Origin of the sequence: Dactylosporangium sp. NPDC049742 (genome assembly GCF_040674675.1) — a bacterium.
GTDB lineage: Bacteria > Actinomycetota > Actinomycetes > Mycobacteriales > Micromonosporaceae > Dactylosporangium > Dactylosporangium maewongense.
The window spans coordinates 1-23961 of sequence record NZ_JBFANF010000054.1; the positions used below are offsets into that span (position 1 = coordinate 1).

At 72.7% G+C, this 23961-nt stretch carries 26 protein-coding genes; 11 read left to right on the forward strand and 15 right to left on the reverse strand.

The window, feature by feature from the left end; genetic code table 11:
* Both AB0J72_RS43635 and AB0J72_RS43640 read left to right on the forward strand, forming a co-directional pair.
* The coding region (locus AB0J72_RS43635; RefSeq protein ID WP_363410870.1) for an acetate--CoA ligase family protein at nucleotides 1-670 on the forward strand (670 nt) is incomplete at its 5' end.
* Entirely contained in the window at nucleotides 670-2619 is a 1950-nt protein-coding gene (locus AB0J72_RS43640; protein ID WP_363410873.1) for an FAD-dependent oxidoreductase, read from the forward strand. The genes AB0J72_RS43635 and AB0J72_RS43640, both read left to right, overlap by 1 nt.
* 58 nt (nucleotides 2620-2677) lie before the next feature.
* On the opposite strand, the gene AB0J72_RS43645 is transcribed toward AB0J72_RS43640, so the two are convergent.
* The 7 genes from AB0J72_RS43645 to AB0J72_RS43675 all read right to left on the reverse strand — a co-directional run bounded on the left by AB0J72_RS43645 (nucleotide 2678) and on the right by AB0J72_RS43675 (nucleotide 9144).
* Nucleotides 2678-3511, reverse strand: coding sequence for an ABC transporter permease subunit (locus AB0J72_RS43645; protein WP_363410876.1), 834 nt, complete (start codon nucleotides 3509-3511; stop codon nucleotides 2678-2680).
* Nucleotides 3508-4311, reverse strand: coding sequence for an ABC transporter ATP-binding protein (locus tag AB0J72_RS43650; protein ID WP_363410879.1), 804 nt, complete (start codon nucleotides 4309-4311; stop codon nucleotides 3508-3510). Before AB0J72_RS43650 ends, AB0J72_RS43645 begins: the two co-directional genes overlap by 4 nt.
* On the reverse strand, nucleotides 4311-5381 hold the full coding sequence (locus tag AB0J72_RS43655) for an ABC transporter substrate-binding protein (protein ID WP_363410882.1): 1071 nt from the start codon (nucleotides 5379-5381) through the stop codon (nucleotides 4311-4313). Before AB0J72_RS43655 ends, AB0J72_RS43650 begins: the two co-directional genes overlap by 1 nt.
* Nucleotides 5382-5574: 193 nt before the next feature.
* The gene (locus tag AB0J72_RS43660) at nucleotides 5575-6336 is read right to left on the reverse strand and encodes an enoyl-CoA hydratase/isomerase family protein (protein ID WP_363410885.1); all 762 of its coding nucleotides are present in this window, start codon (nucleotides 6334-6336) and stop codon (nucleotides 5575-5577) included.
* Between the two features lie 21 nt (nucleotides 6337-6357).
* Entirely contained in the window at nucleotides 6358-7179 is an 822-nt protein-coding gene (locus AB0J72_RS43665; protein ID WP_363410888.1) for a crotonase/enoyl-CoA hydratase family protein, read from the reverse strand.
* Between the two features lies 1 nt (nucleotide 7180).
* Complete coding sequence (locus AB0J72_RS43670; protein WP_363410891.1) at nucleotides 7181-7945, reverse strand: SDR family NAD(P)-dependent oxidoreductase; 765 nt, start codon at nucleotides 7943-7945, stop codon at nucleotides 7181-7183.
* Nucleotides 7942-9144: a thiolase family protein gene (locus tag AB0J72_RS43675; protein ID WP_363410894.1), complete on the reverse strand. Its 1203-nt coding sequence runs from the start codon at nucleotides 9142-9144 to the stop codon at nucleotides 7942-7944. The genes AB0J72_RS43670 and AB0J72_RS43675 overlap by 4 nt, the downstream gene beginning before the upstream one ends.
* A gap of 87 nt (nucleotides 9145-9231) precedes the next feature.
* Between AB0J72_RS43675 and AB0J72_RS43680 the strand changes: the two genes are divergently transcribed.
* Nucleotides 9232-10371 (forward strand): acyl-CoA dehydrogenase family protein, encoded by a 1140-nt coding sequence (locus AB0J72_RS43680; protein ID WP_363410897.1) that lies wholly within the window; start codon nucleotides 9232-9234, stop codon nucleotides 10369-10371.
* Nucleotides 10371-11174, forward strand: a complete 804-nt coding sequence (locus tag AB0J72_RS43685; protein ID WP_363410900.1) for an amidohydrolase family protein — start codon at nucleotides 10371-10373, stop codon at nucleotides 11172-11174. The genes AB0J72_RS43680 and AB0J72_RS43685 overlap by 1 nt, the downstream gene beginning before the upstream one ends.
* On the opposite strand, the gene AB0J72_RS43690 is transcribed toward AB0J72_RS43685, so the two are convergent.
* The 3 genes from AB0J72_RS43690 to AB0J72_RS43700 form a co-directional block, all read right to left on the reverse strand.
* On the reverse strand, nucleotides 11160-11894 hold the full coding sequence (locus AB0J72_RS43690) for an FCD domain-containing protein (RefSeq protein WP_363410903.1): 735 nt from the start codon (nucleotides 11892-11894) through the stop codon (nucleotides 11160-11162). The two genes, AB0J72_RS43685 and AB0J72_RS43690, sit on opposite strands and share 15 nt — an antisense overlap.
* A gap of 179 nt (nucleotides 11895-12073) precedes the next feature.
* Complete coding sequence (locus tag AB0J72_RS43695; protein ID WP_363410906.1) at nucleotides 12074-13312, reverse strand: LLM class flavin-dependent oxidoreductase; 1239 nt, start codon at nucleotides 13310-13312, stop codon at nucleotides 12074-12076.
* A complete protein-coding gene (locus AB0J72_RS43700) occupies nucleotides 13204-13482 on the reverse strand; it encodes a hypothetical protein (RefSeq protein ID WP_363410909.1) in 279 nt (92 codons plus the stop codon). Before AB0J72_RS43700 ends, AB0J72_RS43695 begins: the two co-directional genes overlap by 109 nt.
* Nucleotides 13483-13810: 328 nt before the next feature.
* Here AB0J72_RS43700 and AB0J72_RS43705 point away from each other — a divergent pair, with 328 nt between their 5' ends.
* Together AB0J72_RS43705 and AB0J72_RS43710 are read left to right on the forward strand one after the other, a co-directional pair.
* On the forward strand, nucleotides 13811-14152 hold the full coding sequence (locus tag AB0J72_RS43705; RefSeq protein WP_363410912.1) for a glycosyltransferase family 39 protein: 342 nt from the start codon (nucleotides 13811-13813) through the stop codon (nucleotides 14150-14152).
* Complete coding sequence (locus AB0J72_RS43710) at nucleotides 14047-15096, forward strand: hypothetical protein (protein ID WP_363410915.1); 1050 nt, start codon at nucleotides 14047-14049, stop codon at nucleotides 15094-15096. Before AB0J72_RS43705 ends, AB0J72_RS43710 begins: the two co-directional genes overlap by 106 nt.
* A gap of 4 nt (nucleotides 15097-15100) precedes the next feature.
* Here the strand turns inward: AB0J72_RS43710 and AB0J72_RS43715 are convergent, their stop codons facing one another.
* Together AB0J72_RS43715 and AB0J72_RS43720 are read right to left on the reverse strand one after the other, a co-directional pair.
* A complete protein-coding gene (locus AB0J72_RS43715) occupies nucleotides 15101-15775 on the reverse strand; it encodes a hypothetical protein (RefSeq protein ID WP_363410918.1) in 675 nt (224 codons plus the stop codon).
* Nucleotides 15776-15946: 171 nt separating this feature from the next.
* Nucleotides 15947-16540, reverse strand: a complete 594-nt coding sequence (locus AB0J72_RS43720) for a TetR/AcrR family transcriptional regulator (protein ID WP_363410920.1) — start codon at nucleotides 16538-16540, stop codon at nucleotides 15947-15949.
* A gap of 61 nt (nucleotides 16541-16601) precedes the next feature.
* On the opposite strand from AB0J72_RS43720, the gene AB0J72_RS43725 reads away from it, so the two are divergent.
* From AB0J72_RS43725 to AB0J72_RS43735, 3 genes are read left to right on the forward strand one after another with little or no spacing between them, the layout of a single operon-like run.
* The gene (locus AB0J72_RS43725; protein WP_363410923.1) at nucleotides 16602-17114 is read left to right on the forward strand and encodes an SDR family NAD(P)-dependent oxidoreductase; all 513 of its coding nucleotides are present in this window, start codon (nucleotides 16602-16604) and stop codon (nucleotides 17112-17114) included.
* Entirely contained in the window at nucleotides 17111-18298 is a 1188-nt protein-coding gene (locus tag AB0J72_RS43730) for an acyl-CoA dehydrogenase family protein (RefSeq protein WP_363410926.1), read from the forward strand. The genes AB0J72_RS43725 and AB0J72_RS43730 overlap by 4 nt, the downstream gene beginning before the upstream one ends.
* On the forward strand, nucleotides 18291-19334 hold the full coding sequence (locus AB0J72_RS43735; RefSeq protein WP_363410929.1) for a phosphotransferase family protein: 1044 nt from the start codon (nucleotides 18291-18293) through the stop codon (nucleotides 19332-19334). The genes AB0J72_RS43730 and AB0J72_RS43735 overlap by 8 nt, the downstream gene beginning before the upstream one ends.
* 108 nt (nucleotides 19335-19442) lie before the next feature.
* On the opposite strand, the gene gdhA is transcribed toward AB0J72_RS43735, so the two are convergent.
* Nucleotides 19443-20789 (reverse strand): NADP-specific glutamate dehydrogenase, encoded by a 1347-nt coding sequence (gene gdhA, locus AB0J72_RS43740; protein ID WP_363410932.1) that lies wholly within the window; start codon nucleotides 20787-20789, stop codon nucleotides 19443-19445.
* Nucleotides 20790-21091: 302 nt separating this feature from the next.
* Between gdhA and AB0J72_RS43745 the strand changes: the two genes are divergently transcribed.
* On the forward strand, nucleotides 21092-21580 hold the full coding sequence (locus AB0J72_RS43745) for an alkylhydroperoxidase AhpD family core domain-containing protein (RefSeq protein WP_363410935.1): 489 nt from the start codon (nucleotides 21092-21094) through the stop codon (nucleotides 21578-21580).
* Nucleotides 21581-21583: 3 nt separating this feature from the next.
* Here the strand turns inward: AB0J72_RS43745 and AB0J72_RS43750 are convergent, their stop codons facing one another.
* Nucleotides 21584-22219 (reverse strand): methyltransferase domain-containing protein, encoded by a 636-nt coding sequence (locus tag AB0J72_RS43750; protein WP_363410938.1) that lies wholly within the window; start codon nucleotides 22217-22219, stop codon nucleotides 21584-21586.
* A gap of 101 nt (nucleotides 22220-22320) precedes the next feature.
* Complete coding sequence (locus AB0J72_RS43755) at nucleotides 22321-23286, reverse strand: YihY/virulence factor BrkB family protein (protein ID WP_363410941.1); 966 nt, start codon at nucleotides 23284-23286, stop codon at nucleotides 22321-22323.
* A 243-nt stretch (nucleotides 23287-23529) separates the two neighbouring features.
* On the opposite strand from AB0J72_RS43755, the gene AB0J72_RS43760 reads away from it, so the two are divergent.
* Complete coding sequence (locus tag AB0J72_RS43760; RefSeq protein ID WP_363410944.1) at nucleotides 23530-23961, forward strand: hypothetical protein; 432 nt, start codon at nucleotides 23530-23532, stop codon at nucleotides 23959-23961.

Sequence of the window (23961 nt, forward strand, 5' to 3'; positions counted from 1 at the left end):
CACCGCACCGCCGCCGGCCTGGGCGGGGCGCGCGCCGACGGAGGACGCCGCCAAGCGCTTCCTCGCCGGGCACGGCGTCGCCGTCGCCCGTGAGGTGCTCGTCGCCCCGGGCGGCGACGTGCTCGGCGCGGCCGCCGGGCTGCGCCGGCCGCTCGTCGCGAAGCAGCTCTGCGTCGGGATCGAGCACAAGAGCGACCTCGGGCTCGTGGCCGTCGGCCTGCGCACGGACGACGAGGTGCGGGCGGCCGTCGAGGGCTTCGCCGCGGCCGTCGCCACGCACCGCCTCCAGCCGCACGGCATCCTGCTCGCGGAGCAGGCGACCGGGGCCGAGGTCATCGTCGGTGGGGTGCGCGACCCCGACTTCGGCCCGATGGTGCTCGTCGGGGCCGGCGGGGTGCTCACCGAGGTGTTCAGCGACCGGGTGCTGGCCCGCTGCCCGGTGACCGCCGACGAGGCGCGGGCCATGCTGCGCGGGCTGCGGATCTGGCCGGTGCTCGACGGCTACCGCGGCGCCCGGCACGACGTCGCCGCCCTCGCCGAGCTGATCTCCCGCGTGTCCGAGCTGCTCGCCGGCGGCGACTGGATCGCCGCCCTCGACCTCAACCCCGTCATCGTCGGCGCCACCGGCGCCGTCGCCGTCGACGCCGCCGTGCACGTCCGGGAGGCCTGATGGACCTGTTCACACCGATCCGCGTCGGCGCGCTCACCGCGCGGAGCCGGGTCGTCATGCCGCCGCACTCCTCGGCGATCGGGAACCTGTGGGGCACCGAGGCGGAGGCCGGGCAGGCGATCGCGTACCTCGCCGAGCGGGCGCGGGCGGGCATCGCCTGGTCGACGATCCCGGGGCGGATCAGCAACGTCCTCGCGCCCGGGTTCGAGCCGTCCGGCATCAGCGCCGTCGTGCACGGTGCGTTCCGCGGCGCGAACTACGTCGAGCGGGTGCGCCGGTACAGCGCGGCGATGCACGAGGCCGGCGCGCTGGCCGCAACGCAGCTGACGATGAACGGCGGCTACCCGCACGCCCCTTCGGACCGGTTCGCGACACCGGTGAACTTCCTCGCCCCGCACGCGATCACGGTGGACGAGCTCGCGCTGCTGCTGGACGAGTACGAGTTCTCGGCCGGGACCGCCCGGCAGGCCGGCATCGACGTGCTCGAGCTGCACATGAACCACGAGGACCTGACCCAGCAGTTCCTCTCGCCCAGCACCAACGACCGCACGGACCACTACGGCGGCTCCCTGGAGAACCGCATGCGCCTGCCGGTCGAGGTGCTGGAGCGCGCCCGCGCCGCGTTCGGCCGCGACGGCGCGCTCGGCGTGCGGATGAACCTGGCGGTGCCCGGGTCCTACGAGCTGGACGAGGGCGTCGAGATCGCCCGCCGCATCGAGGCGACCGGCCTCGTCGACTACTTCCACCTGGTCTACGGCTCGACCTGGGGCCACCCGAGCTACATCCAGCCCCACTTCTACGAGCCCGGCGCCTGGTCGGGGCTCGCCCGGCGGTACCGGGAGACGCTGTCGGTGCCGGTCGTCTACACGGGGCTGGTCAACAGCCCCCGCCTGGCCGCCGAGATCGTCGCGCGGGGCGACGCCGACCTCGTCGGGATGGCCCGGGCCCACGTCGCCGACCCGCAGCTGCTGGTCAAGGCGCGGGCCGGTGAGCACCGGTCGATCCGCCCGTGCGTCGGCGGCAACGACTGCATCAACCGGCGCTACGTCGACGGCCTGCCGTTCGGCTGCGCCGTCAACCCGCACGCCGCCCGCGAGGTCGACGGTCCGTGGCCGGGCGGCGCGCGCGTCGACCGGCCGGTGCTCGTCGTCGGCGGCGGACCGGCCGGGATGGAGCTGGCCGCCCTCGCCGCCGAGGCCGGCGCCGCGGTGACGCTGGTCGAGCGGGCCGACGCGCTCGGCGGGCAGCTGCGCACGGCGGCGCTCGCCCCGTCGTTCGGGCGGCTCGGCGAGTACCTCGACTGGCAGGAGCGCCGGCTCGGCTCGCTCGGCGTCGAGGTTCGGCTCGGCACGGCCTTCGGCGCGGCGGACCTCGCCGCGGCGGACCCCGGGGCGGCCCTGGTCCTGGCCACCGGCGCGCGGGAACGCGTGCCCGACCTGCCGGGCGTGCACCTCCCCCACGTCGTCGGGGGCCGGGCGGCCCTGCGCGGCGCGCCGGTGGGCCGGCGGGTCGCCGTCGTCGTGCAGGACGACCATCTGGCGCCGCTCGCCGTCGCGGAGGCCCTCGCGCACCGCGGCTGCGAGGTGACCCTGCTCTACTCCACGCACGTGCCCGCCCAGCTCCTCGGCCGGTACATCGTCGGCTCGGTGCTCGGCCGGCTCGACTCGCTCGGCGTCCAGGTGCGGATCATGGAGGAGGTCGTGGCGATCGGGGACGGGGTGGTGCACGTGCGCCACACGTACTCGGGCCGCGCCCACGAGCTGACCGGGTTCGACACCGTCGTGCTCGCGTGCGGCGGCACCTCCGAGGCCGGCCTGCACGCGCTGGCGCGCGAACAGGGGCGGGCCGACGTGCACGTGCTCGGCGACGCCTACGCGCCGCGCCGGCTCGTCTTCGCCACCCGGCAGGCCCTCGTCATCGCCCGGCTGCTCGCCGGCCTGGACCGCTGACGGCGAGGCCCCCGAAACGCTCGCGTTTCGGGGGCCTCGCCGATTTGCTCGCCTCGTGTCACATGGCGCTGTTGTTGTTCTTCCACTCCAGCGGCTTCTTCGTCACCCAGCTCATCAGCCGGTCGATGAGGAACCCGGCGATCAGCAGTGTGGTCAGCGCCGCGAAGGTGCCGGCGCTGTTGAACATGCCCGCGTTGCGCGCGACGAGGTAGCCCAGGCCGCTGTCGCCGGCGAGCATCTCGGCCACCACGACACCCACGACGGCCTGCGGCACGGCGAGCTTGAGCGCCGCGACGACCCAGATGAGGGCCGAGGGGAGCCGGACCCGCAGCATGACGTCGATCTCCGAGCCGCCCATGATGCGCACGGAGTTGACCAGCGACGGCCGCACCTCGCGAATGCCGAAGAAGGTGTTGAAGAAGACCAGGAAGAAGACGATCACGGCGGCGGTGAGGACGCCGAGCCCGCTGCCGATGCCCACCCACATGATGAACAGCGGGATGAGCGCGTGCTTCGGCATCGTGTAGAGGGCGGTGATCATCGGCTCGAAGATCTCGGCGAGCGTCTTGGCCTGGCCGAGCACGACACCCACCAGGATGCCGAGCAGGCCGCCGCACAGCAGGCCGAGCCCGGCGCTGCGGAACGTCGCCGCCGCGTTGGTCAGCAGGGTGCCGTCGGTCACCCAGCCCCACAGCGTCGGCAGGAACTCGGAGGGCCGGCTGATGAGCAGCTCCTGCACGACGCGGCCGGACGCCAGCTCCCACGCGACGAGCACGACGGCGATGACGAGCGCCTGGATGCCGAGCACCATCAGGCGGTGCCGGCGGGCCGAGCGGCGCTGCGTCGCCTTGCGTTTCTGGGCCGGGCGGTTCCCGACGAGCGTGTCGGTCATGACCCGTTGCCTCCTCCGTCAGCGGTGGCCTTCGACCTGGCGTCGAGCAGACCACGGTTGAGCTCCTGCTCGACCCGGGCGAACTCGTCGGTGAACCGCAGCGCGTCGAGGTCGCGCTCGACCCCGAACGGCAGCCGGTACTCCGCCACGATCCCGCCTGGAGGGCCGCCGCCGACGATCAGCACCCGGTCGGAGATCTTCGCCGCCTCGGTGATGTCGTGCGTGACGAACATGACCGTCTGACCGGCGCGCTTGACGGTCTCGCGCAGCTCGATGTGCATCTGGTGACGCATCTGCGCGTCGAGCGCCGCGAACGGCTCGTCCATGAGCAGCAGCTTGGGCTCGTAGATCATGCTGCGGGCCAGCAGCGCGCGCCGGCGCATGCCGCCGCTGAGCTGTCCGGGCAGGAGGTTCGCGGCGTGCTCGAGGTCGAGGATCTCCAGGTACCGGCCGACCCGGCGGGCGATCTCGGCCTTGGGCACCTTGCGCATCCGCAGCGGCAGGCCGATGTTCGCCTGCACCGTCTGCCACGGCAGCAGGGTGTCGTCCTGGGTCATGTAGCCGACGTTGCGGTTCACCCCGTTGATCGGCTCCCCCGCGAACCGGACGTGGCCGGCCCGCGGCCGGAGCAGCCCGGCCGCGAGGTTGAGGATCGTCGTCTTGCCGCAGCCGCTCGGCCCGAGCAGCGTGAGGAACTCACCGCGCTCGATGGTGAGGTCGACACCGTGGAGGATGTCGTCGCGCTCACCGAACCCGATGGCGAGGTCCTGCACCTCGAAGATCGTGCCCTGCGCCGCCATCAGTTCCCCCGGGCGACGGGCGCCACGAGCTTGTCGTACTTGAGTGCGGCGTAGTCGTTCTCCGACGTCGCGTCGAAGAGCGTGACGAGCGTCTTCCAGTTGACCTCGGTGAAGTTGCTGCCCGCCGGGTAGGCGCTCTTGCACTGCGCCCACATGTTGTCGAAGACCGCCTTGTCCATCTCCTTGAAGACGTTGCTCTTCAACAGCTCCGCGGCCTTGTCCGGCTGGTCGACGGTCATCTTCTGGCCGTCGTCGAGGGCGTCGTGCACGGCCTTGACGGTGTCGGGGTTCTTCTCGATGTACGACCGCGACGCGTAGGTCACGATGCCCTGGTAGTCCTTCAGCGACGTGACGTCGCCCTTGGGCAGCGACACCCAGGTGACGGCCTTGCCCTGGGCCACGGCCACCTCGCCGCTCCCGACCGCGGCGAAGCTGGCGTCGAACGTGCCCTGGATGAGACCGGCGGGGATGGCGCCGAGGTCGTTGAGCGGCACGAAGCGGACGTCGGTGTCGGGCTTGAGGCCGACACCCTCGAGGATCGTGCGCAGCACGATGTTGCCGGTCGAGCCGCTGGGGCTCACCGCGATCCGCAGGCCCTTGAGCGCCTTGAGCCGGTTCTCGATCGGCGCGTCGGGGGCGACGCCGGTCTTCTGGGCCGCCTCGTTGCGCATCGTCAGGCTGAACAGCAGCGGCGCCATGCCGGCGATGATCTGCACGTCCGCGCCCTTGGCGATCGCGTCGATCACGGTGTTGGTGCCGCCCACCGCGACGTCGACGTCGCCGGCGAGCAGCGCCGCCACCTGGTTCGTGCTGCCGGCGCCGGCGATGTTCTGCCGGCGCAGGGAGATGCCGTGCGCGTCGCCGAGCTTGCCGTCGATGGCGAGGTTCATCGTCGCGTTGTTGATGCTGGAGGTGATTCCCACGCGGACCGTGGTCGGACCGCCGGTGCCGCCCGACTTCGCGGACTGGGGGTCGGAACCGCAGGCACTGAGCGACAACGCTACGGCGAGGGCCGTGGCGACGGCGGCGCCGGTGCGGCCGGCGAGCCGGGGGAGGCGAACGCCGAGCATTCGACGCTCCTTTCATCAAGACCAAGGGATTATGGTTACCATAATCATGAATTGGGGTGTGGTCAACATTACAAGGGATTCGAACTGCTCAACCTGGTAACCGTTCGGACATCTCGGGGAGACGCCCGCGACGCCGCAGGGGTGTGCGTCGCGCCGGGAGCTCCGGCGTACCGGCGGCCGCGGCCGGGCCCGGTCAGTCGCCGCGGAAGTTCGGCCGGCGCTTGTCCAGGAAGGCCCGGGCGCCCTCCACCATGTCCGGGCTGCCGATGGCCTGGATGAGCATCCCGACGCCGGCGGCCATGTTGTCCTTCGACGCGTTCCACCAGAGGTTGGAACTGATCTTCGTGATCTCCAGGTAGCGCGGGCTGAGCCGGTGGATCTCGGCGAGCATCGCCTCCACGGCCGGCTCCAGCTCGCCGTCGGGCACGACCTCGTTGACGAGGCCGAGCGCGAGGGCCTGCTCGGCCGGGTAGCGGCGGCACAGCATCGCCATCTCCTTGGCCCGCTTCTCGCCGATCTGGACCCCGAGGACGTTCGTCGCCCCGAGCACCGGGGCCGAGCCCACCTTCGGGCCGGTCTGCCCGAACGTCGAGCGCCGCGTGGCGATCGCGAGATCGCAGGCGATGACCAGCTCGTTGCCGCCTCCGGCCGCCGCGCCGTCGACGGCCGCGATGACCGGCCGGGGGCAGTTGCGGATCGCGTCGACGAGCCGGAAGGACGCCGTGAACAGCTCGCGCAGGGCGTCCGGGTCGGGATCGCCCAGGTTGGCCAGCGCGCCGCCGGCGCAGAACGCGCCGCCGGACCCGGTCAGCACGACGGCGTCGAACCGGGCGGCGCCCTCGACGGCCGCGGTCATCGCCCGCGCCATGTCCAGGTCGTACGCGTTGCGGCGATCGGGACGGTTGATGGTCACCCACAGGGCGTGACCGCGCGCTTCGATCTCGATGTCAGCCATGTCGTCTCCTTCGGTGCCCGCTCACCGGCCGTGCCAGCGCGGGGGCCGCTTCTCCTTGAAGGCGCGTGCGCCTTCCTTCGCGTCCTCCGACGACCGCACCGGCTCGTAGATCTCCGCCTGCCGGGCGAACGCCTCCGAGGAGTGCCAGTCGCGCGACTCGGCGATGATCTGTTTCGTCGCCCGGACCGCGAGCGGCCCGTTGGCGGCGACGCGACGCGCCAGGTCGAGCGCCGCGTCGAGCGCCCCTCCCGGCGGCGTGAGCCGGTTGACGAGCCCGACCTCGGCCGCCCTCTCCGCGGTGAACGTGTCGCCGGTGAGCGTCCACTCCATCGCCAGCTGCAGCGGTACCCGCGACGGCAGCCGGAGCAGGCCGCCGCCGCCAGCGAGCAGCCCTCGCTTCACCTCCGGCAGGCCGAACCGCGCGCCCTCGGCGGCGGTCACCAGGTCGCAGGCGAGCACGATCTCGAAGCCGCCCGCGACGGCGAAGCCCTCCACCGCGGCGATGAGCGGCTTGCCGGGCGGGCGCTCGACGAGGCCGGCGAAGCCCCGGCCCGGGACCGACGGCCGCTCCCCCGCCAGGAACGCCTGCAGGTCCATGCCGGCGCAGAACGTCCCGCCGGCGCCGGTGATGATCCCGGCGGTGATGCCCGGGTCGGCGTCCAGCCGCTCCATGGCGGCGGCGATCTGGCGCGCGGTCGCGAGGTCGATGGCGTTGCGGACGTGGGGCCGGTTGATGGTGGCGACGAGGACGCCGTCGGACACCTCGACGAGCACCGGCGGCGGGCACCGGTCGTCCCCGGCCACGGCCGGCTCGGCGACCCGCTCCATGATGTGGTCGACCATCTCAGCGGGCCTGCATCCGGACGGCGCCGTCGAGGCGGATCGTCTCGCCGTTGAGGTACGCGTTGCCGATGATGTGCACGGCGAGGGAGGCGTACTCGTCGGCCTGCCCGAGCCGGGCCGGGTTGGGGACCGACCGGGCCAGGCCCTGCTTGATCTCGTCGGAGAAGCGGTCGAGGATCGGCGTGTCGAAGATGCCCGGCGCGATCGTGCAGACGCGGATGAGCTTCGTCGCCAGGTCGCGGGCCGCGACGAGGGTCATGCCGACCACGCCCGCCTTGGCCGAGGCGTACGGGATCTGGCCCACCTGCCCCTCCCACGCGGCGACGGACGCGGTGAGCACGCACACCCCGCGCTCGCCGTCGACCGGCTCGTTCGCCGCCATCCGGGCCGAGGCGAGGCGCAGCACGTTGAACGTGCCGACGAGGTTGAGGCGGACCAGCGTCTCGTAGAGCTCCAGCGACCCCGGCGAGCCGTCGCGCTCGACGAGGCGCACGGTGCCGCCGCGGCCCGCGCAGTGCACCAGCGCCCGCAGCGGGGCGACCCGCTCGGCCGCGTCGAGGGCGGCCGCGACCTGGTCGGGCTCGGTGACGTCGGCGGGCACGAAGCACGCCCGGTCACCCAGCTCCGCGGCCCGCTCGGCGCCGGCCGACGTCGGCAGGTCGAGGATGACGGTGTGCGCCCCCGCGTCGACCAGCCGGCGGACCGTCGCCAGGCCGAGGCCAGAGGCGCCCCCGGTGACGACGGCACTGTTTCCCTGAAGATTCATCGGGGCTGCTCCTGAAGGATTTCGATGATGGTGGCGTTGGCCATGCCGCCGGCCTCGCACATCGTCTGCAGCCCGTACCGGCCGCCGGTCTGTTCGAGGTGGTTGATGAGGGTCGTCATGAGCCGGGCTCCGGACGCGCCGAGCGGGTGCCCGAGCGCGATGGCTCCGCCGCGCGGGTTCAGGCGCCCGGCGTCGACCGGGAACTCGGCCCGCCAGGCGAGCGGGACGCTCGCGAACGCCTCGTTGACCTCGATCGCGTCGATGTCCTCGATCCGCAGCCCGGCCCGGTCGAGCACCTTGCGGGTCGCCGGGAGCGGGCCGGTGAGCATGAGGGTGGGGTCGTCGCCGACCACCGCGGAGGCGACGATCCGTGCCCGCGGCCGCAGGCCCAGCGCCGACGCCCGCTCCTCGCTCATGACGAGCAGCGCGCTCGCGCCGTCGGTGATCTGCGAGGAGTTGCCCGCGGTGACCTTCCAGTCGACCTCGGGGAACCGGCTCGTGTAGGGGTCGGTGGAGAAGGCCGGCGACAGGTTCGCCAGGGTCTGCACGGAGCTGCCCGGGCGGATCGTCTCGTCCGCGTCGACGACCCGCTCCCCCGCGCCGTCCGGCACCCGGATCGGGACGATCTCGCGGTCGAAGGCGCCACCGGCGCGGGCCGCCGCGGCCCGCGCGTGCGACTCGGCGGCGTACGCGTCGAGCTGCTCGCGGGTGAGGCCCCACTTGGCCGCCACCAGTTCGGCGGCCACGCCCTGCGGCACGAGGCCGGGATAGCGTGCGCGGGTCCGGGGGCCGAACGGGTCGGCGTCCAGGCGGCCGGAGCCCATCGGCACCCGGCTCATCGACTCGACGCCGCCGGCGATCACGACGTCGTAGGCACCGGCCCGGACGCCCCACACCGCGAAGTCGACGGCCTGCTGGCCGGAGCCGCACTTGCGCTCGATCGTCACCGACGGCACATGGTCCGGGAATCCGGCGGACAGCCACGCCTGCCGGCCCGGCGTCGCCGACTGCTCGCCGACCTGACCGACGCAACCGACGATGACGTCCTCCACCAGGGCAGGATCGACACCGTTGCGCTCGAGGAGCGCGGCGAGCACCTGCCCGAGCAGATCGACCGGGTGGAGCCCGGCCAGGGAGCCGGACGCCTTGCCCTTCCCCATGGGAGAGCGCACCGCGTCGACGATGACGGCACCAGTCACGAGAACCTCCTGCGAGCCGCTTGACCGACGTTAACCATATAAACCAATATCACAGATACGGGTGCAGGACTACAGGACGGAGACCCCGTGAGCGAGGCACTTTTTGAGCTGCCGGAGGCGTACAGAGCGCTGCAGGAGCAGGCCCGGGCGCTGGCCAGGGCGGTGCGGCCGTTCTCCGCCCGGGCCGACGAGGCCGACCACATCGACCCCGACATGCGCGCCCAGCTGGCGGCGAGCGGGCTCACCGATCTGGTCGTGCCGGCGGCGTACGGCGGGCGGCACGAGAAGGTGGACGCCCTCGCCGTGACCGTCGTGCGCGAGGCGCTGGCCGCGGAGAGCGCCCACCTCGACTCCCTCTTCGCGATGCAGGGCATCGGCAGCTACGGCCTGGGCGTCGGCGGGGCGGAGCGGGTCAAGGCGGAGTGGCTGCCGAAGGTCGCCACGCTGGGGGCCATCGCCGGGCTGGCGCTCACCGAGCCGCAGGTCGGCTCCGACCTGCGGAACCTGGCGACGACCGTGGAGACCGACGGCGACCACGTCGTCGTCACCGGGCACAAGTCGTTCATCACCAACGGCGGCGACGCCGACTTCTATCTCGTCCTCGGCCGCCAGGGCGACGGGTTCACGCTGGTCCTCGTCCCCGCCGGGGCGCCGGGCTTCTCGGCCAGCAACCCGCACCAGATCATCGCGCCGCACGTCCTCGGCGACCTGCACCTCGACGGCGTGCGCCTGCCGGCCGACCACGTCGTCGGCCCGCCGGGCAAGGGCTTCTCGCTGGTGCTCGCCACGCTGGCGACCTTCCGGGTCTCGGTCGCGGGCGCGGCCGTCGGGCTCGCGCAGGCGGCCCTCGACGAGGCGCTGCGCCACACCGCCGGCCGGGAGCAGTTCGGCGTGCCGGTGGCCCGCCTCGGCCCGGTGCCCTCGATGCTCGCGACCTCGTGGGTCGAGATCGAGATGGCGCGCAGCCTCGCCTACCGCGCCGCCGCGGCCGCGAGCCGCGACCCCCTCGCGGCGCTCAACCTGTCGTCGATGGCGAAGGTCGGGGCCACCGAGGCCGCGGGCCGGGTCGTCGACCGCGCCGTCCAGGTCATGGGGCGGTTCGGGCTGGTGCGCGGCGGCCTCATCGAACGGCTCTACCGGGGCGCGCGGCCGATGCGCATCTACGAGGGGTCGACCGAGGTGATCCTCGATTCGCTGGCGAAACAACTGCTGAAAGGGCTGAAATAATGATCATCGACGCGCACTGTCACGTGTGGCCCGACCACATCGCCCCGCAGGTGCTCGCGCAACGTCCGGCGGGGCTGGACCCGCGCCACGACGGCACGCTGGACGGCCTGCGGCGCACCATGGACGAGGCTGGCATCGACCTCGCGATGACGCTCGCGGTCGCCACGGTGGCCAAGAACGTCGCGCGGACGAACGAGTTCATCGGCGGCGTCGACCGGTCGCGGTTCATCCCGTTCGGCACGGTGCACCCGGACCTGCCGGTCGCCGCGAACCTCGCGTCGCTGCGGGACAACGGCATCGGCGGGGTGAAGCTGCACCCGCTCTTCCAGGGGCTCTCGCTCGCCGACCCCGCGGTGCACGAGATCCTGCACGGGCTCGCCGCGGAGGGCATCGTCGTGATCACCCACGCGGGTGCCGGCGGCGACGCGCAGGCCAACGACCGGGGCGCCCCGCACCATCTGCGCACCATCATCGACACGGTGCCGGGCCTCAGGCTGATCGCGTGCCACTTCGGCGGATACCACCGGCTCGACGAGGCCGAGCAGGCCGTGCTCGGCACCGGCGTGCACCTGGAGACCTCGTGGCCGCCCACCCTGCGCGGGCTCGACGCCGACCGGGTGCGCGAGATCATCGCGCGGCACGGCGCGTCCCGGATCATCTACGGCAGTGACTGGCCGATGAGCGATCCGGCGACGGAGATCGCGGCGGTGCGCGCGCTCGGGCTCCCGACCGCGGACGAGGAGGCGATCCTCGGTGGCAACCTGGCCCGCCTCCTCGGGATCGCGCCGCTAACGCACGACTGACCAGGTGATCGAGGCGTCCATGGTGGAGGCGAACTTCTTCTCCAGGTAGCGCGTCATCTCCGCGATGTGCTCCCGCATGGACTCCTCGGCCACGTCACCGTCGCTGGCGGCGATGGCGTCGTAGATGGACCGGTGCCGCTTGAGCACCGTCCCCCGGCGGTGCTCGGGGTAGTCGACCCCGAGCACCGTGCCGTCGAGGATGTCGAGCAGCGCGTCGACCAGGAAGCCGAACACGGTGTTTCCCGAAGCCCAGGCAATGACGTCGTGGAAGCTCTTGTTCGTCTCCAGGAAAACGCCCTGGTCGGCGATGTGCTCGCCCATTTTCTGCACCGATTCTTCGAGCTGGCGCAGCCGCTCGGCATCGATGCGCTGCGAGGCGAGCCGGGCCATGAGCGGCTCGAGGGCGGCACGGGTCTCCAGAATGGAGCGGAATGGCGCCTGCTCGAACTGCAGCAGCAGAATCAGGGACGTCGCCAGATGCGAGGCGTCGGGCTTCTCCACGATCGGACCGCCGCCCGGCCCCGGCTTGAGGGAGATGACGCCCTGCAACTCGAGGAACCGCAGCGACTCCCGGAGGGTGCCGCGGCCGACCTGGTACTCCTCGAGCATGACCCGCTCGGGCGAGAGCCTGTCGCCGACCTGCCGGCCCTGCCTGCTGATCTCGTTGACGATGCGCTGCGCCACGAGCATGGCGGTCTTCTGCGGACGGTCACGGTTCACTGCCGCACCCCCCTTCTGCGTCGGCCTCCCCTGAGGCTCATTGCTTCCTATGATATTCAGCAAAAGGGCGTGTTCGCTACCCGCCCCACGCGGCCCGGTGTCCGCATTTCTCCCCGATGTCGAGAATGTGCGAGGAATGTGACCATCCCTATCGCGCTGCGTGACCGCCGTCAATACGATCAGCGCTGACCCAGCGCGGGCAGCACTTCGTCGGCGAACAGTTTGAGGGTGGCGAGCATGTCCTCGTGGGGCAGGTCGTACCACTGCGCACGGAGGATGACCGTCGTCACGCCGGCCTCCTCGAGCTCGCGCAGCTTGGCGACGCACGTCGCGGGGTCGGTGAAGAGGTACGCCTCGTCGGCCACCTCCGCGGCGGCCGCCTCATTCTGCAGGTGACGATACTGGGCCGTCGCATCAGGGGCGTTGTACTTCGCGTACTGCTGGGTCACGCCGAGCCGGGCGCGGATGCCCCGCTCGCGGGCCCGCTCCCGGTCCCGGTCGAGCACGAGCTCGCGGCGGACGACCACCTCACCGTTGAGCGGCCGGCCGAGCCGCGCGCGCTCCGCCCGCTCCACCTGGACGAGCTCGGCGAGCTTCGCCAGCGACGCGTGCGGCGGCACGATCCAGGCGTCGCCGAGCTGAGCGGCCCGCCTGGCGCCCGTCTTGTGCATTCCGGCGCCGACCCAGATCGGCGGCCCGCCCTGCTGCACCGGGGGAAGGCTGATCCGCGCGTCGTCGAGCGAGTAGTGCTTGCCCGCGTAGGTCACCGGCTCGCCGGACCACAGCGCGCGGATGATCTCGACGCTCTCGGTGTAGCGCGAGACGCGCTCGTCGAGCGGGATGCCGAACGCGGCGAACTCGTTCTCCCGGTAGCCCATGCCGAAGCCGGCGATCGCCCGCCCGCCGCTCAGGTGGTCGAGCGTCGCGAACGTCTCGGCGACCTGGACGGGGTGGTGCAGCGGCAGGATGAACATGTTGGTCCCGATATGCATCCCCTCCGCCTGCTGCGCGAGCGCCGCCAGGGTGGGAACGGGCTGGAGGGTGGGCATGCTGCCGAGGTAGTGGTGCAGCAGCCAGATGCTGTCGATCCCGCACTCCCGCGCGAAGGAGACCTGCTCCCGGAGCTCGCCGACCCGATCGGCGGCAATGGTCCCCTGCGGGAAGTCATTCATGATCGCTAAACCGAACTTCACGGCCCGTAACCCCTTCGACGCCCAACGCTGCTGCACGATATAACGATTATAAGGATATTGTCGCCAGCAAGCGAGCGTGCGCGGGAAGGGGCGCCCGGTCGTCTCCGGGTGGGCGGTCAGGGACCGAACGGGGTGGGCGGCGGATGGCGGTCCGCCTCCCGCGCGGCGAGCGTGGCCATGTCCCGCCGGTACTGCTCGGCCGACAGGTAGCCGGCGAGCAGCCACTCGGTCAGCACGGCCTCGGCCCGCTCGGCCCGCGGCGACGCCGGCGAGAAACCGAGCGACTCCCGGCTCCGGCGCCTGGCGATCCATGCACTGCCGGACGACAGGATCGCCACCACGACCATGACGATCACGAAGACGGTGAACTCCACCGCGACCACCCCCGCCGGCATCCGGGGTCCACGTTCAATCCTCGCTCGGCCGATTTCCGGCGGCAACCGCGTGTCCTCGGGACGAAGGCCCGGCGGAGGGTTCCCCGGGCGCGTCCCAAAGGGGCGCCGACGCGGATGGCGCAAACTCTTCACATATTCAGCTTCATCAATCAGCTGGCTCTCTCTACGATCCGCGCATGTCTGAGCATTTAGCGTCACCTGTCGATGAGCTTGATCAGCCGGAGGCCGAGCTCCCCGGGCTTCCCCGGGCGGGCCCGCGTGGATCCGGCCGGCGCTGGCGGCGATCGTCGCGTGCGCCGCCGTCGTCTATGCCTGGCGGATCGGCGGCATGCAGCTGCACCTGTACTACGGGCCGGGCGTCCGCACGATGGCCGGCAGTTGGCAGGCATGGCTGTACGGCGCCTACGACCCGCAGCTGACCACGACCTTCGACAAGGCGCCCGGCACGTTCTGGCTGCAGGCGCTGTCCGCCCGCGCGTTCGGCTACGTCCCCTGGGCCGTCCTGCTGCCCTCGCTGCTGGCGAGCCTGGCCTCGATCGTGCTGATGTACCGGGTCGTGCGCGAGTGGGCCGGTCCGGAGGCGGGCGTGGCGGCGGCCGGGTTCTTCGCGACGTCCTCGGCATCGGTGGGCCGCCCGGGAAGAGCGAAGGCCCGGCGTGGCAGTACCTGATCCGCAACGGCGTCGCGCCGCAGATCGGCTGGCTGTACGTGTTCGCCCTGGCAGGCCTGGTGGTGGCCGTCGTCACCCTGGTCCGGGACCGGAGGCACGCGGCCCCCTCGGTGCTGTGGCTCGCCTGGCTGGCGGTGCACCTGCTGGCCTTCGCCGGCAGCGTCAAGGCCCACTCCTTCTACAACGTCGCCCTCGCACCCGCCCTGTCCGCGCTCGCCGCGGCCGGGCTGGTCGCCCTGTGGCGGGCCTACCGGACCTCCGGCTGGCACCGCTGGCTCCTGCCCGCCGCCGTCGCCGCCAGCGGCTGGTGGGCCTGGCACCTCACCGGGAAGTTCCCGGCCTTCGCCACCTGGCTCCCGGCGGCGGCCGCCGCCACGGCCGCCGTCGCCGTCCTCGCGCTCGCCGCCGCGACGCTGACGCCCAGGCTCCGGTCCACGGCGCTCGCGGTCGCCGTCGCCGCGGTACTGCTGGCGCCGGTCACCTGGACGCTGTCGGTCACCGACAACCTCACCGTGTCAGACGCGCACCGCCCCGCCGCCGGACCGCCGTCACGGGAGACGGCCACCATCCTCAGCGGCCGCCTGCTACGGATGCTGCCGGCCGCGGACGTGGACCGCATCGCCGCCCACGTCCGCGCCAACCGCGGCGGTGAACGCTACGACCTCGCCGTGCAGTGGGCACCGCAGGCCGGCCAGTTCATCACCCGCGGTCTCGACCCGCTCCCCGTCGGCGGCTTCACCGCCCAGATCCCCAACATCGGCGCGCAACGGCTCGGCGAGCTGGTCGCGGCCGGCGAGCTGCGGTACGCCCTCGTCGACGGTCCCCAGCTGAAGGGCAAACCGACCCGCGACTACCCGGACTACGCCGCCTGGGCGCCGACCGCCTGCCGACCCGTCGACGGGTTCAGCACCGGGCTCTACACCCTGTACGACTGCGCACGCTAGCCGGTCACTCGCCTTCCTTCGAGCCGTCCGAGGTCATCGCCTCCTGACCGGGGGCGGACGGCAGGAAGGCGTGCTGATGCCCGCGGCCGATGTCGACGTTGAGCTGGTCGAGTTGCGTGGCGCCGACCGACCAGCCGGCGACCGCCAGGTCACGCTGGCGGCTGGCGAGGCTCAGCAGCGCCGCCCGGTCGGCCTCGGGGGCCTTGATCGCGGCCGCGTACGTGTCCACCGCGAGGTCGAGCTGCCGGGCGCCACCGGCGAGGCTCCCGCGGGCGATGTTGACCGCCGTCCCGGCCGATGGCGGGTCCTTGAACTCCTCGACACCCTTGCGCGTGACCGCCTTCCACCCGTCGACCTTGCCCTGCTCGACCAGCGGCCCCGGCGTGCCCTTGGGCGGAAGCGCCGTGGCCAGCTGCTCGACGGCCGGCCCGAGCAGTTCCAGGAGCCGGCGCGCCTGGTCGGTGAGCGCCACGACCTGGTCGGCGTCGCGCTTGACCTCCGCGACCTGCAGCTCGTCGATGCGCCGCTGCACGTCGCTGCGCGGGTCGGCGACGGCACCGCCGACGAGGCCCCCGATCAGCCCACCGACGACGAGCGCGACGGCCGCCGCGACCACGACGGGCCGCCACCGGAAACCACCACCACCACCACCGCCGCCGGTACGGGCGCGGACAGGCATCGGACGGGAACGACTCGGCGAACGGGGTGGCATCACAGCTCCTGGGGGCGCGTTCGACTGCCGCCGGGACGGAAGGCTCGCCGAAGACCGACCACCCGGGCGTGGTGACGCCCGATGCTATCGGCTCGCCCGACGGGCCGGAAAGTCACGAATCGCGGGCATCTGAGGAGGTCATCGCTCCGGCGGGGCCGGTGAGAGCATGCGGATGGCCTGGTCGGCGTACGTGTAGGCGACCTGCTCCACGCTGTGCGGGCCGTCGGGGCGGAACCAGGACGCCACGCCGATGCCCATGTCGAGGATCGAGTACGACGCCAGGCGCGGGTGCTCGACGGCGAAGACGCCCGCGTCGCGGCCCTCCTCGATCACGCCGCGCAGGGTGCGCTCGTAGGTCGCCCGCATGGCCAGGATCCGGTCGCGGGCGGGCTGCTCCAGGTTGCCGATCTCGCGGTTGCCGACGAAGGCCTGGTCGCGGTGGCCGGCGTGGTACCGGACGTGGGCCTCGACCATCCGGCGCAGCCGCAGGACCGGTCCGCCCCCGGCGCCGGCGGCGGCGCGCTGCGCGTCCAGCAGCGCCTCCATGGTCTCGACCATGACGGCGACCAGCAGGTCCTGTTTGGACCTGACGTGCCGGTAGAGGCTCGGCCCGCGGACGCCGACCGCGGCGCCGACGTCGGCCATGGTGGTGGCGCGGTAGCCGCGGTCGGCGAAGAGGCGCAGCGCGGCGCGGTGGATCTCCGCCGCCTCCAGACCTGGCTCGCTAATCATCGTTAGCCTTCTTGTCACTATGGCTTGACTTTGCTCGCAGCAGCATACCTAAACTGCGCTAATGATGGTTAGCAAGCGGACGGCGCTGGTGACCGGGGCCTCGCGCGGGATCGGGCTCGCGGTGGCGCGCCGGCTCGCCGCCGAGGGCTTCGCGCTCACCCTGGCCGCCCGGCGGCCCGAGTCGCTGCACGAAGCGGCGGAGGAGCTGCGGGCCCTGGGCGCCGACGTGACCGCGGTGCCGGCGGACGTGAGCGACGAGGCGCAGGTCGAGGCCCTCGCCGGTGAGCACCTGCGCCGGCACGACGCGCTGGACGTCCTCGCGCTGTGCGCGGGGACCGGGTCCGCGGGTGTCCTGGAGGACTTTCCCGTCCGGCGCTGGGACCGGCAGTTCGCGGTCAACGTGCGCTCCGCCTTCCTGCTCGTGCAGCGGCTCCTGCCGGCCCTGCGCACCGCCGCGGCCGCAGCTGTGGCGGGCCTGAGCGACGACCACGCCCGGACCGCGACCGTGGCGGGCCGGAGCGACGACCAGGCCGGGGCCGCGGTTGTGGCGGGCCGGAGACGGGAGGGGCCATGAGCTTCGACTTCTCGCTGAGCGAGCGGACCACCGAGTGGCGGGACCGGATCGCCGCGTTCGTCCGCGACGAGGTGATCCCCCGCGAGCAGGACGCGTTCGCCGGCGGGGTCACCGACGCGCTGCGCGCCGAGCTGCAGCGGGCCGCGCGCGCGGCCGGCGTGTGGGCGCCGCAGGTGAGCGCCGGGCTGGGCGGCGGCGGGTTCCGCTTCGACGAGGCCGCGGTGCTGCTCGAGGAGGCCGGCACCAGCCTGCTCGGCCCGCTGGCGCTGAACTGCGCCGCACCCGACGAGGGCAACATCCACCTGCTCGACGCGGTGGCCACCGGCGAGCAGCGGGAGGCGTACCTCAGGCCGCTGGCCGCCGGCGACGTCCGGTCCTGCTTCGCGATGACCGAGCCGCCGCCGGGCGCGGGCTCGGACCCGGCCGCGCTGCGCACCACCGCCGCCCGCGCGCCCGGCGGCTGGCGCATCACCGGCCACAAGCACCTGATCACCGGCGCGGACGGCGCGGCCTTCGCGATCGTCATGGCCCGGCACGACGATCGCGACGGCGCGAGCATGTTCCTCGTCGACGCGGACAACCCGGGCATGACGGTGGGCGCCCACGCGCGGACCCTGGACGCCACCATGCCCGGCGGCCACTGCCAGGTGACGTTCGACGGCGCGTTCGTCCCGGACGCGGCGGTGCTCGGCGAGCCGGGGCAGGGTTTCCGGTACGCGCAGGTCCGGCTCGCCCCGGCCCGGCTGACCCACTGCATGCGCTGGCTCGGCGCCGCCCGCCGGGCGCACGGGATCGCCCTGGACCGGGCGCTCGGCCGGGAGCTCTTCGGCGCCCCGCTGGCGAGTCACGGGATGGCGCAGCAGCTGATCGCCGACAACGAGATCGACCTCGCCGCGGCGCGGGCCCTGCTGTGGCACGCGTGCTGGCAGCTCGCCGAGGGCGCCCGCGGCACCGAGGAGTCGTCGCGGGCCAAGGTCTTCATCAGCGAGGCGGCCTGCCGGGTGGTCGACCGCGCGGTGCAGCTGGCCGGTGGGATGGGCACGTCGGACGAGCTCGTCATCGGCCGCATCTACGCCGACATCCGCGCGTTCCGCATCTACGACGGCGCCTCCGAGGTGCACCGGATGTCCATCGCCCGCCGGGTCGTACGGCGCGCCGAAAGCCGGAGGACGACCGATGCCTGAGCTTCCGGGACTGCCGTCCGGCCGGATCGGGCCGTGGCTGCGCGAGCACCTGCCGGAGCGCTTCCCCGGCGGCTGGGACGCCGAGCTCATCTCCGGCGGGCTGTCGAACATCACGTACCGGATCGTGCCCGCCGGCGGTGAGGCGGTGATCCTGCGCCGGCCACCGCTGGGCGAGGTGCTGCCGAGCGCGCACGACATGCGCCGCGAGCACCGCGTCCTCACCGCGCTGGGCGGCACGGCCGTGCCGGTGCCGCGGACGCTGGCGCTGTGCACCGACGAGGAGGTCCTCGGCTGCCCGTTCTACGTCATGACCGAGGCGCGGGGGCGGGTGCTGCGCACCGCCGCAGACACCGCGGAGCTGTCCCCCGCGCTGCGGTCCGAGCTGGCCGACCGGCTGATCACCACGCTCGCTGACCTGCACGCGATCGAACCGGCGGCGGTCGGGCTGGCCGACTACGGGCGGCCGGACGGCTACGCGGCCCGCCAGCTGCGGCGCTGGGGCGGGCAGTGGGAGCGGTCGCGGACCCGGGACCTGCCGGACATGGACCGCCTGCTGGCCCGGCTCGCCGAGCGGCTGCCGGCGCAGGCCGGGTCGGCGCTGGTGCACGGCGACTACCGGCTCGACAACACGGTCGTCGACCTGGCCGGGCCGGCGCGGATCACCGCCGTGCTGGACTGGGAGCTGTGCACCCTGGGTGACCCGCTCGCCGACCTCGGCGTGGCGCTGTCCTACTGGCACGACCCCGGCGACGACGAGCGCGGCCTGATCCCGGTGGCCGCCGGCGTGACCGCGCACGAGGGCTTCCCGCGGACCTACGAGCTGGCCGAGCGGTACGCCCTGCGGACCGGTCGCGACCTGACGACGCTGCCGTTCCACCTGGCGCTCGCCGCGATGAAGCTCGCGGTGATCCTGGAGGGCGTGCACGCGCGGTTCCTCGGCGGGAAGACCGTCACCGCCGGCTACGACAACGTCGGCGCCGCGGTCCCGGTGCTCGTCGCCCGCGGCCTGCGCCGGCTGGACGAGTCAGGCGCCTGAGCCGTACCCGAAGACGAGCTGACCAGCCGCCTCGACGCAGGCCTGGGGACCGGCCCGCGATGAGGACCGGTCCCGCGACATGGGTGCGGCGCTCGTGGCGCCGGTGGGTCAGATCAGGCCGTGGGCGAGCATCGCCTCGGCGACCATCCGGAAGCCGTCGATGTTGGCGCCGGCGACGTAGTTGCCCGGCATGCCGTACTCCTCCGCGGTGGCGTAGCAGCGGGCGTGGATGTCGCGCATGATGCCGTGCAGCCGCTGCTCGGAGTAGTCGAACGTCCACGAGTCGCGGCTGGCGTTCTGCTGCATCTCCAGCGCGCTGGCGGCGACCCCGCCGGCGTTGGCCGCCTTGCCCGGCGCGAAGCGCACGCCGGCCTCGGCGAACACGCGGACCGCCGCCGGCGTCGTCGGCATGTTCGCGCCCTCCACCACGGCCACGCAGCCGCCGGCGACCAGCGCGGCCGCGTCGTCCGCGTCGATCTCGTTCTGCGTGGCGCTCGGGATGGCGACCGCGCACGGCACGTCCCGCCACAGCCCGCCGCCGGGCGTGAAGGTCGCCCCGGGCCGGTGGCGGACGTACTGCTCGATGCGCTCCCGCCGGACCTCCTTGACCTCCTTGAGGACCGCCACGTCGATGCCCTTGTCGTCGCGCACGTAGCCGGACGAGTCGGAGCAGGCCACCACGAGGCCGCCGAGCTGGTGCACCTTCTCGATCGCGTAGATGGCCACGTTGCCGGAGCCGGACACGACCACGCGCTTGCCCTCGATGCCGTCACCGGCGGCCCGCAGCATCTCCTCGGCGAAGTACACCGCACCGTAGCCGGTCGCCTCCCGGCGCACCTGGGCACCGCCGTACACGAGACCCTTGCCGGTGAGCACGCCGGACTCGTACCGGTTCGTGATCCGCTTGTACTGCCCGAACAGGTAGCCGATCTCCCGGCCGCCGACGCCGATGTCGCCGGCGGGCACGTCGGTGTACTCGCCGATGTGCCGGTACAGCTCGGTCATGAACGACTGGCAGAACCGCATCACCTCACGGTCGGAGCGGCCCTTCGGGTCGAAGTCCGACCCGCCCTTGCCGCCGCCGATCGGCATGCCGGTCAGCGCGTTCTTGAACAGCTGCTCGAACCCGAGGAACTTCACGATGCCGAGGTAGACCGACGGGTGGAACCGCAGGCCGCCCTTGTACGGGCCCAGCGCGGAGTTGAACTCGACCCGGAAGCCGCGGTTGATGTACACCTCGCCCCGGTCGTCCTCCCACGGCACCCGGAAGATGATCTGCCGCTCCGGCTCGCAGATCCGCTCGATGATCTTGGCCTGGGCGTACTCAGGGTGCTTGCCCAGTGCGGGGGCGACGCTGTCGAGCACCTCGCGAACCGCCTGGTGGAACTCGCTCTCACCAGGGTTGCGGTGGACCACCGCGGTGAAGATCGAGTCAAGTTTGTCCTGTACCGACACCGTCGTCCTTCCGGTTTGGCCTGTCCGAGCACCCGCCGAGCCGAGTGCCGGGACACCCACACCGTTGTGGACCGGACTCGCCTCGCGCGGGGCCGCGCCCTGCTGAAGCCAGGCCGAGCAACATCGCGTGTTTACCTCCCGTTCATCGTTGCATCGCTACAACCACAGACGCGACCATCCGTGTTGATCAGCACACACGCCGGGCGGGCCCGGCCTCGGGGGTGGGTGGCGCGTTGTGGCCTCCTGCCAGTGGTCGTCGCCTACGTTGAGGTGGACAGCCGAGCCGACGAGCGGAGCACACCGTGCCGGCCGACGACAAGAAGCGGGCGGCGCACCTGGCGCTCGTGGACCGGATCCTGAACGGTGACCACGCGAAGGCGTTCACCCACGCGGCGATGCGCGGGCCGCCGGCGTGGGCGGTGGCCGACCGCGAGCTGATGGCGGCGTACGTGGCGGACGTCGTCGGGTCGGCGTTCTGCGTCGGCGCGCACACCGCGACCGCCCGGCAGGCGTACGGGAACGGGCCCATGGTCGCGGCGGTGCTGGCCGACCTCGAGTCGGCGCCGGTCGCCGAGCCGTTGCGGGCCACGCTGCGGATGCTCGGCGGCCTCGTCACCGAGGGGACGGTCAGCGCCGCCGGCATGCGGGCCGTGCTCGCCGAGGACGCTTTGGCGGTGTGTACCGCGTTCGGCACGACCGCCCGGCTGGCGGAGGCGTTCGGCTTCGAGGTGCTCAGCCCGGAAGGGTTCGAGGCCGGCGCCAAGTACCTGCTGCGGCGCGGCTACCGGTAGTGCTCAGGCGGCCGGCTTGCGGGCGTGGACGCGTTCGATGGTGCCCGCCTTGCGCCGCTCCGTCTCCTCGACGGCGAAGCCGGCGGCGCGCACCAGGGGCAGCTGGCGGCGGGTGAAGTACTCCCCCGCCGCGCGGCCGGTGAGCTGCTCGAGCAGCCACTGGGCGGCGCGGACCGGCGGCCAGCTGCTGCCGATGTGGTCGAGCAGCAGCAGGGTGCCGCCGGGGACGAGGACGCGGTGCATCTCGGCGATCGCGGCGGCCGGGTGCGGGATGGTGCACAGCGACAGCGCGCACACCACGGTGTCGAAGGTGCCGTCCGCGAAGGGCAGCCGCTCGGCGTCGCCCTGCCGCAGGTCGGCCGGGCGGCCGAGGTCGGCGGCGCGCCGCTGGGCGATGGCCAGCATCGCGGGGCTCAGCTCGATGCCGGTGAGGACGACGCCGGGCCGGTAGTGGGGCAGGCTGCGGCCGGTGCCGACGGCGACCTCGAGGACCCGGCCGTGCGCGCGTTCGCCGAGCCACTCCCGTCCGCCGGTGAACCAGACCCGTTCGAAGAAGCCGATCTGCTTGTCGTAGCCGGGTGCGTTGCGGTCCCACACCCGCTGCTGGCGGGCCGCGGGCGTCTCGGCGTCCCTGGTCACGATGGTCCCTTCGGCGCGGGGAGGAGCGGTCGCCGCCGGCGGCGACACCCCATGATGGTCGTCCCCCCGGCGCCGTCGTTCAAGTGCGCGGGCCGTGGCGCCTACCCTCGCGGCGGCGGGCCGAAGTCGACCTCGACCGTCTCGAAGGCCTTGAACCGCTGCGCGGTCGCGAACGACTCGTAGATGCGCCGGTCGGCCTCGGTCAGCTCGACGTCGTCGGTGAACTGGGTGAGCAGGGCCCGGGGCCACAGGCGGTAGGTCAGGATCATGTTGATCTCGGCGCAGAGCATCAGCACGAGCGCCTGCAGGTAGATCCAGGCGAGCGCGGCCAGGACGAGACCGAACGTGCCGTAGAGCTCGCTCGCGCGGCTGAGCCGGGCGGCGACGTACTGGGCGCCGACGGTCTGCAGCGCCATCCAGGAGGTCGCGGCGATCAACCCGCCGGTGATGACCTGGCGCACCCGCAGCGTCCGGGCGGTCAGCAGCTGCATCGCCGCGGTGAACAGGGCGGCGTTGATCACGAACGTCAGCAGGTAGCCGAGAATCTGCGGACTGGGCCCGGACCGGCCGGTGAGCTCGTTGGCGAAGGCGACGAACGTCGCGGCCGCCGCCGACAGCAGCACCGCGCCGCCGAGGATCAGCAGCAGCCCGAGGCTGCGCACCCTGGACCGCATCGGATTGGGCTGCTCGTTGCGCGGGACGCCGTAGATGTGGTTGATGCCGGCCTGCGCGGCCTGCATCGCGCCCAGCCCGCCGTACAGCGCGCCGAGGATGCTGAGCACCAGGCGGGTGCCGCTGCCGACCAGCCCGCTGACGTTGCGCTGCAGCTCCGGCCCGATGGCCGGCAGGTCCCCCACCGACGACTGCACCAGCTGCTGGTGCAGCTCGGGGTTGGCCTCCAGGAAGAAGCCCAGCGCGGTGAGGAACAGCAGCGTCAGCGGAAACAGCGAGACGAAGCCGTAGTAGGTCACCATCGCGGCGAGGTACGGGCCACGGTCGTCGATGAACTTGTAGACCACCGCCAGCGGGAATCCCAGCCAGACGTGCCGACGCTGGAAACGATCCAACCACGCGACCACCGCGACCAGTTACCCCGCCGCCCCCGCGTCACGCCGGCCGTCCGCCCCCGTGCGCCCCCGTTGCGCCCCTGCGCGGCGGCCGGGACGAAGGCGTTCGCGGCAGGGTTGCCCGCGGTCCGCGGGGGTAGGGCCGATGCCGTCTGTCCCGCATCCGGCGTTGTGGACGCTGACCAGGTGACGCGCCCGCGTGACCTGTTGCCCGGCGCCCGCTGAGTGGAGGGAGTGCCGAGCATGGCTGAACAGAGCGCGCAGCAGGAGACGGTGGCCGTCCGGGAGGAGTCCCCCGGCGGGTGGGCCGGCGGCTTCACCGTCTTCGCCGGGATCATGATGATCATCGGTGGCCTGTTCCACCTGGCCACCGGCCTGGCGGCGATCATCGAGAACAAGTTCTTCGTCGTCACGGCGGACTATCTGTACACGTTCGACGTGACCGGGTGGGGATGGATCCACCTCGTCGTGGGCGCCGTGGTGCTCCTGGCGGGCTGCGCGGTGTTCTCCGGACGGCTGTGGGCCCGGGTCGTGGGCATCGTCCTGGCCGGGCTGAGCGCCATCGCGAACTTCATGTTCCTGCCCTACTACCCGCTGTGGTCGCTGCTCATCATCGCGCTGGACGTGTTCATCATCTGGGCGCTGGCCGTGCAGGGCCGCAGCGTCCCGGAGTGA

Bases quoted from the DNA above. Each gene is read 5' to 3' on its own strand.
- AB0J72_RS43640 (WP_363410873.1), top strand. From the start codon at position 670: ATGGACCTGTTCACACCGATCCGCGTCGGCGCGCTCACCGCGCGGAGC.
- AB0J72_RS43645 (WP_363410876.1), bottom strand. From the start codon at position 3,511: ATGACCGACACGCTCGTCGGGAACCGCCCGGCCCAGAAACGCAAGGCG.
- AB0J72_RS43650 (WP_363410879.1), bottom strand. From the start codon at position 4,311: ATGGCGGCGCAGGGCACGATCTTCGAGGTGCAGGACCTCGCCATCGGG.
- AB0J72_RS43655 (WP_363410882.1), bottom strand. From the start codon at position 5,381: ATGCTCGGCGTTCGCCTCCCCCGGCTCGCCGGCCGCACCGGCGCCGCC.
- AB0J72_RS43660 (WP_363410885.1), bottom strand. From the start codon at position 6,336: ATGGCTGACATCGAGATCGAAGCGCGCGGTCACGCCCTGTGGGTGACC.
- AB0J72_RS43665 (WP_363410888.1), bottom strand. From the start codon at position 7,179: ATGGTCGACCACATCATGGAGCGGGTCGCCGAGCCGGCCGTGGCCGGG.
- AB0J72_RS43670 (WP_363410891.1), bottom strand. From the start codon at position 7,945: ATGAATCTTCAGGGAAACAGTGCCGTCGTCACCGGGGGCGCCTCTGGC.
- AB0J72_RS43685 (WP_363410900.1), top strand. From the start codon at position 10,371: ATGATCATCGACGCGCACTGTCACGTGTGGCCCGACCACATCGCCCCG.
- AB0J72_RS43700 (WP_363410909.1), bottom strand. From the start codon at position 13,482: ATGCCGGCGGGGGTGGTCGCGGTGGAGTTCACCGTCTTCGTGATCGTC.
- AB0J72_RS43705 (WP_363410912.1), top strand. From the start codon at position 13,811: ATGCAGCTGCACCTGTACTACGGGCCGGGCGTCCGCACGATGGCCGGC.
- AB0J72_RS43715 (WP_363410918.1), bottom strand. From the start codon at position 15,775: ATGCCTGTCCGCGCCCGTACCGGCGGCGGTGGTGGTGGTGGTGGTTTC.
- AB0J72_RS43720 (WP_363410920.1), bottom strand. From the start codon at position 16,540: ATGATTAGCGAGCCAGGTCTGGAGGCGGCGGAGATCCACCGCGCCGCG.
- AB0J72_RS43725 (WP_363410923.1), top strand. From the start codon at position 16,602: ATGATGGTTAGCAAGCGGACGGCGCTGGTGACCGGGGCCTCGCGCGGG.
- AB0J72_RS43730 (WP_363410926.1), top strand. From the start codon at position 17,111: ATGAGCTTCGACTTCTCGCTGAGCGAGCGGACCACCGAGTGGCGGGAC.
- AB0J72_RS43735 (WP_363410929.1), top strand. From the start codon at position 18,291: ATGCCTGAGCTTCCGGGACTGCCGTCCGGCCGGATCGGGCCGTGGCTG.
- AB0J72_RS43760 (WP_363410944.1), top strand. From the start codon at position 23,530: ATGGCTGAACAGAGCGCGCAGCAGGAGACGGTGGCCGTCCGGGAGGAG.